This is a genomic window from Coleofasciculus sp. FACHB-1120 (assembly GCF_014698845.1).
In the GTDB taxonomy this organism is placed as follows: Bacteria; Cyanobacteriota; Cyanobacteriia; order Cyanobacteriales; family FACHB-T130; genus FACHB-T130.
Genome location: NZ_JACJTV010000016.1, coordinates 110,759 through 118,977 on the forward strand (window position 1 = coordinate 110,759; position 8,219 = coordinate 118,977).

Here is an 8,219-nt window from a genome sequence, read left to right on the forward strand (position 1 = left end):
ATCATTGTGTTCTTAGCTTAGGGGTTTCAGTATCAAAATATTCACGCCAGCGACTAATCTGACCCTCTTTGAAATTGATCACAATGACATCATCAGCTTTGTTCCGATGACCTGTTGCATTTTCAGTATCTTCGTAATACCACTCGACTACTGCGCGATCGCCATCAACGATAATCTGCTGAATCTCAATTTTTATGTCTGAATATTGCTGAGCAAAATGAGTAACTTCTTGCCGAATTTTGTCTTGCCCCTGCCATTGTTGACCCGGTAGGATGATTTCACCATCGGGTGCAAACAGTGCGGTTAGAGCCTCTGCGTCACGAGCAATCCAGGCCTCTCTCGCTTGCGCGATCGCTATCCGAATATCTTCTGAATTCATAGACTGATTGGCAAACGCACCTTTACTCAAATCTGTATTTAATAATATGAGGCTTAACTCCGTCTATGTAAACCCTTTTAAGTGTAAAAGCTATATTGATAAAATAATAAAAGCTATCGCAATTATGTTTTATTTTTGAAATGTTGTTTTTTACGAACCACAAAGGACGCCCAGGACGCGAAGAAAAGAAATACAAAAAAATTGATTAGTTTGGCTAGGAAGACTATAAATCCCTCTAGCAGGAGAAGGAGTGTATCGCCGTGTTAAATGATTTAGGGGTTCAGAACCCAAATTTAGAGAAGTCGGGGATCTGAACCCCTAAATCACAACTAAAATCTGATTGCTATACTATTTTGGATTGCCAAAAACTTACAATTCTCCTTGTCTTGACCAATCGGTAGCTTCGGAAAATTAAATATACCAACAGTCAAACGAAATGAGATTATCAACGGGGGTAATGGGATTATTAAAGTCTTGTTTCGAGGCTTCTTTTCACTCTATTAGAAAATTTACCTTAAGGTAGACTCAGGCTGCTAAGGAAAGAAGCTTGATGCTGAAATTTTTAAACGTCTTTTTTACTTCAAGGCTAAGGAAAGAAGCTTAATGCTGGAATTTTTAAACGTCTTTTTTACTTCAGGAGGGTTTATCCCTCACGGTCATTGCTACCTATGGAAGCCTGGTTTGGTGTGGCTTCATATCGTGTCCGATTCTCTAATTGCCCTTGCTTATTATTCGATCCCAGTGACGCTGTTCTACTTTGTCCGCAAGCGTCAGGATCTCCCATTTGACTGGATTTTTTTGCTATTTGGGTCATTTATCATCGCCTGTGGTACCACCCATGTCATGGAGATTTGGACGCTGTGGCATCCTACCTATTGGCTATCGGGGTTTATCAAAGCAATTACCGCTTTAGTTTCGGTGTATACGGCTGCGTCTCTGGTGCAATTGGTTCCTAAAGCACTGGCTCTTCCAAGCCCCGCAGTGCTGGAAGCAACGAACCGAGAACTGGAAACCCAAATCGCCTACCGCTTGCAGATGGAGGAGGCGCTGCAAGCAAGCGAAGAACGATTTCGGAGTGCCTTTGACTATGCGGCGGTGGGAATGGCGCTGGTGGCAACAGATGGACGCTGGCTGGAAGTCAATCGTTCTTTATGCGAGATCGTTGGCTATTCGGAGCAAGAATTACTGGCTACGAACTTCCCGGCGATTACGCATCCAGACGATTTAGAAACCAATCTGGAATATATGCGCCAAATGCTGGCTGGCAAGATTCAGCATTACAACGTGGAGAAGCGATACCTCCACAAACAGGGACACATTGTATGGATTTTCTTGAGTGCATCGCTGGTGCATAATGCCAAGGGTGAACCGTTGTTTAATGCTCAGATTCAAGACATCACGCAGCGCAAGTTGGCAGAGGAGGAGAGAAAGGCATCGCAAGCGCGACTGGCTGGAATTTTGGATATTGCGGAGGATGCAATTATCTCGGTAAACGAAACACAACAAATTACCTTATTTAACCAAGGGGCGGAAAAAATCTTTGGCTATACCGCCAGTGAGGTAATTGGTCAGTCCCTGGATTTGCTGCTGCCGAAACGGGCTGCGATCGCTCACCGTCAGCATATCCGCAATTTTGACACTTCTGTGGGTAACGCCCGGAAAATGGGAGAGCGCAACGAGGTATTTGGACAGCGTAAAAATGGTGTGGAGTTTCCGGCGGAAGCTTCCATTTCTAAGCTGGAATTAGCTGGCGAAAAAATATTTACTGTAATTTTACGAGACATCACCGAACGCAAGCGGGGCGAGGAAGCTTTATCCCAACTAGCCTCGATTGTTGAGTCCTCAGAAGATGCGATCGTAGGCAAAACACTGGATGGAATCATTACCAGCTGGAACTCTGGGGCTGAACGAATTTATGGCTATACCGCCCAAGAAGTCAAGGGGCAGCCGATCTCGATTCTGCTGCCACCCGACCGCTTCAATGAGATGGCGTCAATTTTGGCAAGAATCAAGCAGGGAGAACGCATCCCCCCTTATGAAAGCGTGCGTTTTAGAAAAGACGGCAGTCAAATTGATGTTGCCATTACGATCTCTCCGATCAAGAATCGGGCGGGTCAGGTTACGGGTGCCTCAGCGATCGCCCGTGACGTTAGCGATCGCCGCGCCATAGAACGCCTCAAAGATGAGTTTGTCTCCATCGTCAGCCACGAACTGCGGACGCCTCTAACCTCGATTCGTGGTGCCCTCGGCTTGCTGGCAGGGGGTCTGCTCATGGCTAAACCTGAAAAGGCTCAACGGATGCTGGAGATTGCCGTCTCGAATACCGACCGCTTAGTGCGCCTGATTAACGACATCCTCGATATTGAGCGCATCGAGTCGGGTCAGGTAGCGATGGAGCATCAGATTTGCGATGCCGCAACTCTAATGCTTCAAGCTTCAGAGGTGATGCGGGCAATGGCTGACAAAGCCGGAGTCACCCTATGCGTATCTCCCCTATCCGCCCAACTGTACGCCGATCCTGACCGGATTATCCAGACCCTGACGAACCTACTCAGCAATGCCATCAAATTCTCTCCTCCTAGCAGCAGCGTCTATCTCAGCGCCGAAATTCAACAGACCGCGGAGCCTGTAAAGACGCGATTTCTCGCTCCTGGAGCCGGGGAGGGTGGAACAGAGAAAGAATTTACCCCCTCGCCTCCTCAACCTCTCACCCTTACAGTCTTGTTCAAAGTGAAAGACCAAGGACGAGGGATTCCCGCAGAGAAGCTGGAAAACGTCTTTGAACGATTCCAACAAGTTGATGCCTCTGACTCGCGCGATAAAGGTGGCACAGGTCTGGGGTTAGCAATTTGCCGCAGCATTGTGCAACAGCATGGAGGTCGCATCTGGGTCGAAAGTACGCTGAATGAAGGTAGTACCTTTTTCTTCACACTGCCCCTTTTGAGCGGTGAGACACGAATGCTGAATGCTGAGGATGAACGGGAGAATCTCTCTGAGGGGGATGTAACGACAGCGCTAGCCCAATCCTCCCTAGCTACTCAGGACGGTGCCGTGCCCTTACCTTCGGACGCTGACAATGCACTGGGTACGCCTCTCGTGCTGGTGTGCGATGATGAGCCTGCGGTCTGTACCGTAGTCCAAACTTTGCTAGAACAGCGCGGCTACCAAGTCAAGACGGCTTTCTCAGGTCAAGAAGCTGTAGAATTGGCGCTACAGGAGCAACCTGCTGTAATTCTGCTCGACCTGATTATGCCCGGTATGAACGGTTGGCAAACAATGGCGGTTTTGAAACAGCGACCTGATACGAGAGAGATTCCTATCGTCATTTTCAGCGTTTTATCGCCAGAGCAGAGTAATTTCCTCAAATCTTCTTTAGAGAATCAGACCTTAAGTAGCCTGCTAGAGGGAGACCTTCTGCAAACCGATCTGGGTCAGTTGCAGCCGTCTGCTCCGTCAGATGCGATCGCATCCAATTCAATTACGATGGAGAATGCAGCCGGTTCTAATATTGACAGCGCAGATTCTCCAATCAACGACATTTCGCCTCAGGTATCGCTTCCACCAAACTCAGATGATGACAAGCCGCGACCTCCTGATTTTACGGGCTGGGTTCGCAAACCCTTGAATGAAGCATCATTATTTCAAGCACTGGAGCAATCCTTGCAACAGGCAAAGGTTGCCAAAGTTTTGCTGGTGGAAGACGACTTGGATCTGGCGCGGGTACTGATTGCTCGGTTTGAGCGCCACGGTTTGGAAACGATTCACGCGAAAAACGGACGCGAGGCAATTCAAAAATTAGCAACGATGAATCCCAATTTGCTAGTGCTGGATATCGTGCTGCCGGAGTACGATGGTTTTGCTGTAGTAGACTGGCTGCGTCAGTGCAATCGCCTGCGCCACATCCCAATCGTGGTATATTCTGCTAAGGATTTGAACAATGCCGAACGAGAGCGGCTACAGTTGGAACAAACCGAGTTTCTCACGAAAGGTCGGATTACTCCAGAACAATTTGAAGGGCGCATCATTGCCTTGCTGAATCGGATAGTTCCCAACAGGAAGGAAAACTCCAATGGTGACAACGAAGCGCATCCTGGTAATTGATGATGAAGAGGATATTCGGGAAGTGGCTCAGCTGAGCTTAGAAATGGTCGCCAGCTGGGACGTCTTGACAGCGAGTTCTGGGAGAGAAGGACTTGCCAAGGCTGAAGTTGAACCACTTGACGCCATCCTTCTGGATGTGATGATGCCTGACTGGGACGGTACAACGACTTTTCAACAGCTGCAAGCCAATCCTGCAACTCAGCACATCCCTGTGCTGTTGTTGACTGCTAAAATGCAGGCTGCCGACCAACGCCGTTTTGCTCAACTAGGAGTAAAGGCAGTAATTGCGAAACCTTTCGACCCGATAACTCTCGCAGATCAAGTTGCGAAGTCTTTAGGATGGGATATTTAACTGAGTTTTGCTACCAATCGACTGCAAACCCACCCCATCCAAAATTTGATTGAAACCAAAAGAAGAGGGCGCAGTTGTGCGCCCTCTTCTTGTTAAACAGTAAAATCAATTCGATGAAATGAGGTTAACTCAGCTCGTTCTCGGATAGATAGACTAGCTTCTTGGGCTAAATCTTCTTTACACTCCTAGCACTCTGCGAGTTTGCGGTCCCACTACTCCATCTACACGCAAGCCATTTCTCGACTGAAAGTTCCGGACTGCTCTTTGGGTGACGGAACCATAATATCCAGTCGGTGAAACCCCTAAAGCGGATTGAACTTGTCGAACAGCAGAACCTCTAGAGCCTAGGCGGAGAAAGGAACCGCCAACACCAGAACCAGGATTAGAACCAGAACCTGGTCTCGTGCTGATATAGTTAGCAGCAACATAACGACCCGTAGAAAGCTTTGCATACCCGTTGCGATAAGCCACAACTGGTGCAAGTGCGGCTCCATTACGGACGCAGCTATGCACTCCGTAAGATGTGCTGGGGCCATAGCGAGCGTTAAGACAACTGCCGTTTGTATTTACAAAATACTGTGCTGCGTTAGCTGGTTGGATCTCGCTGAGACCTCCGAACAAGAAAGCGACGCCAAGTAAACCCAGCCAAGCTGAACTCGGTGGTTGCGTCCAGTTCAGCGAAAAGTCACGCAGAGTATACTCGATGCCAGCTTCTGCCTCTTCATAGGTATTAGAAACATGAATGTAAGCAAGAGTTTCCATGATTTTTCTCCGTATAGTTGAGAAACACTTTGTGATGCTTCAGGATGGCTGCTGAGTTTTTCGGAAACATTTTTCGGAAACTCAGATGATTTTTTATGGATTGTTGAGTTTCAGCCGCATTAAAGGAACCTTGTGCAATTTCCTTTCTAAATGAGACGCTCAACTGTAGCCGTTCCAAGACATACAGACAATTCAGCAATACACAAATAGTGTGAGCTGACAGATGGCAATTCAATCAACGAGTCAAGTGCCAGAAATCTCTGGTCTATCCCCGCTCTAGAATAAATCGTTTGCTCAGTTGTCCGATCGCTGTTTTCCCGCACTGACGCACCTTCAGAAAAGTTGCATTGATGCGAGATGGTAATGCTCGTGTCGGTCAGAACGCTTTGTCTATCTGGTTAATCAATACTGTAAGGCTTTAACTCCTCACAATAGTCAAACAATAAGGTAGACATTATCGCAATCTTAAAATCTTAATTTTTTATTCAGAAAAAAAGTGAAGAAAAGTAAGTTTTATTAAGAAGAAGTAAAGAAAAGGCGATCGCTTTGTCACCTCACCTGGAAAATCAGGGTAGAGGGAGCGATCGCCCATAGAAAACCTGATAGTCTCTCTAGAGAAGAAATCGGGTAGCACTTTCTTTTAGCACGTTCTTTGAAGATTAGTAACCATCAGTCGTCAAACCAAACCTTTTAGAACTGTGAAATCTTCAAAGAACCGTTAAAAGGCTCAGAGCGGAGCTGACGACCATTTCGCCAAACTTCTACTCCGCGTGGGGTAATAAAATAGGAATAACTGCCATTATCCGCTTGATACCGATCCTGCCCAACACGCCAAGCAGCAAGCTGCATCGAAGCGCTTGGTTGCTGCTTTAATTGCCCCACATAAAACAATTGACCATTTTCTCGACAAACTTTCACGCGAGAGCTTGCCGTCTCACCTTCAATCAAGGCGTTGCTGCATTGATTAAAAGTCCCAGCAACACCAGAAGTCGCTGCCCCTACAATTGGTTGTAGTGGCTGGGGTGCGATTACGCGCGGGACTGGGAGAGCGTTCCCTTGCTGACGACCCCCAGGATAAACATTTAGATTTGGGTATGTGGGATTGTTGCTTCTCGTGACTGCGTTGTTGCGTACAGCCTGAGAGACTGGAGGTGGAGCAATGGGTTTAGGCGCAGCGGTTGCCATTTGCCGGGGTGGAATCTTGCCTGCAACTAAAGAAGGCAATCCGGTAGCTGGGTCAACTGCTAAACGACCATCAGGATGAAATTCAAAGTGAAGATGAGGGCCTGTACTATTGCCTGTCGAACCCATTTCAGCAATGACTTGACCCTGAGTAACTTGTTGACCCTTGCTCACCAAAAGACGACTATTGTGACCATACACCGTGTGGCTTCCGTCGGGATGCTGGATTTCTATTACATTGCCTAGCCCCCATCCTGAATCATCACGACCAGCTTTGATGACTGTACCCGATGCGGCAGCAACAATCGGAGTCCCAGTGCTATTAGCAATATCAATTCCTTCGTGATAAGCATTAAAGCCTTTCGTAATATTCCCTTGAGTGGGCCATATTAAGCCAGAAGCAAGGGAGTGATGACCTGGAGTCGTGGAATAGTCTTTTGCTTGAGTCAGGAGGCAGAAACCTGTCCCTAGAACGGTGGCGCATGAGATAACGCCAATTAAGCTATATTTACGGAATTGAGAAATGGCGAGTTGTTTCATTAGATCAGAGCCTGCAAGAAAAAGGGTCTAGGAAGCCTTTTGGTTATCTGTTGGCTTCAGCTTTGAGCTAGCAATATCAGGACAATCGCTGAGTAGAGGATACCCATTTAAAGCGGGACAAGAGAACCCCCCCTCGTCCTATCTTCAGCTACGGTATACCTCCAAGTCGGCACTAAGTTGGTACCCAGTCGGCAGGCCTCTCCCCAAATCCCTCTCAGTATCTAAGAGCGGCTTTCGCACTTCGTGCCGCACCGCTCGCCATAGGGAAGCGGCAACGGGTTAGCTCTGGGAGGGCTTTGAGCAAATAAGTCACTTTGATGTACACCAAGCCTATCTTGAAGATGGACGGCGTTGCCCTTCCTGTTGATGGCGGGAGGCGCTCGGTTTGATAACTCACGCTGCTAGCGACTGATTAAACTCGTTTGAAAAGTAATTCGACTTTGTGCTATTTGCTTAGAATTGAGCTTTCGGACAGGTCTAGAGATTAAGAATCTTGCTATTTAGTTCAATTGGATATTTTCTATTAGAAGGGTTACTTAGAAGTATGTTCCTCGCTTGGAGGTCGCTCCAAAACTGCTCAAAACCCGGATAAACGACTTATTTTGGGCAGATTCACTCTAATTCAGAACATAGCGTTTCTCAAGGGAAGCAAATACGGCAGAATAACCTAACCTTCTAAACCCCCTTCCCGATGATCTATGCTTTGCTTTACCCATCACTGCTAAAAGAGAACCCCTGTCTCTAAGTAGCTGGGATTAATTAAATATAAGATGGGATAGGTTCTCTAAACGGAGTTTTCCATTATTTATGCCAGCTCCGATTCGGATTATCTTAAGCGAAGCAGAGGACTCGATGTTGAGCGAGTTGCGAGTTGCCCAAACAGTGCCGCAACGCACTCGTGAC

Annotated in this window: 5 protein-coding genes; 2 read left to right on the forward strand and 3 right to left on the reverse strand. The window is 47.3% G+C overall.

Annotated elements, in window-relative coordinates; all coding sequences use genetic code 11:
• Position 1: 1 nt before the first annotated feature.
• On the reverse strand, positions 2-379 hold the full coding sequence (locus tag H6H02_RS15940; RefSeq protein WP_190819429.1) for a nuclear transport factor 2 family protein: 378 nt from the start codon (positions 377-379) through the stop codon (positions 2-4).
• 603 nt (positions 380-982) lie between these two features.
• Between H6H02_RS15940 and H6H02_RS26895 the strand changes: the two genes are divergently transcribed.
• Together H6H02_RS26895 and H6H02_RS15950 are read left to right on the forward strand one after the other, a co-directional pair.
• Entirely contained in the window at positions 983-4,480 is a 3,498-nt protein-coding gene (locus H6H02_RS26895; protein ID WP_190819430.1) for a PAS domain S-box protein, read from the forward strand.
• Positions 4,452-4,832 (forward strand): response regulator, encoded by a 381-nt coding sequence (locus H6H02_RS15950; protein ID WP_190819449.1) that lies wholly within the window; start codon positions 4,452-4,454, stop codon positions 4,830-4,832. Before H6H02_RS26895 ends, H6H02_RS15950 begins: the two co-directional genes overlap by 29 nt.
• Positions 4,833-5,009: 177 nt before the next feature.
• On the opposite strand, the gene H6H02_RS15955 is transcribed toward H6H02_RS15950, so the two are convergent.
• Both H6H02_RS15955 and H6H02_RS15960 read right to left on the reverse strand, forming a co-directional pair.
• On the reverse strand, positions 5,010-5,594 hold the full coding sequence (locus H6H02_RS15955; protein WP_190819431.1) for a peptidoglycan-binding domain-containing protein: 585 nt from the start codon (positions 5,592-5,594) through the stop codon (positions 5,010-5,012).
• A 690-nt stretch (positions 5,595-6,284) separates the two neighbouring features.
• Positions 6,285-7,316, reverse strand: a complete 1,032-nt coding sequence (locus H6H02_RS15960; RefSeq protein ID WP_190819432.1) for a M23 family metallopeptidase — start codon at positions 7,314-7,316, stop codon at positions 6,285-6,287.
• Positions 7,317-8,219: the final 903 nt, after the last annotated feature.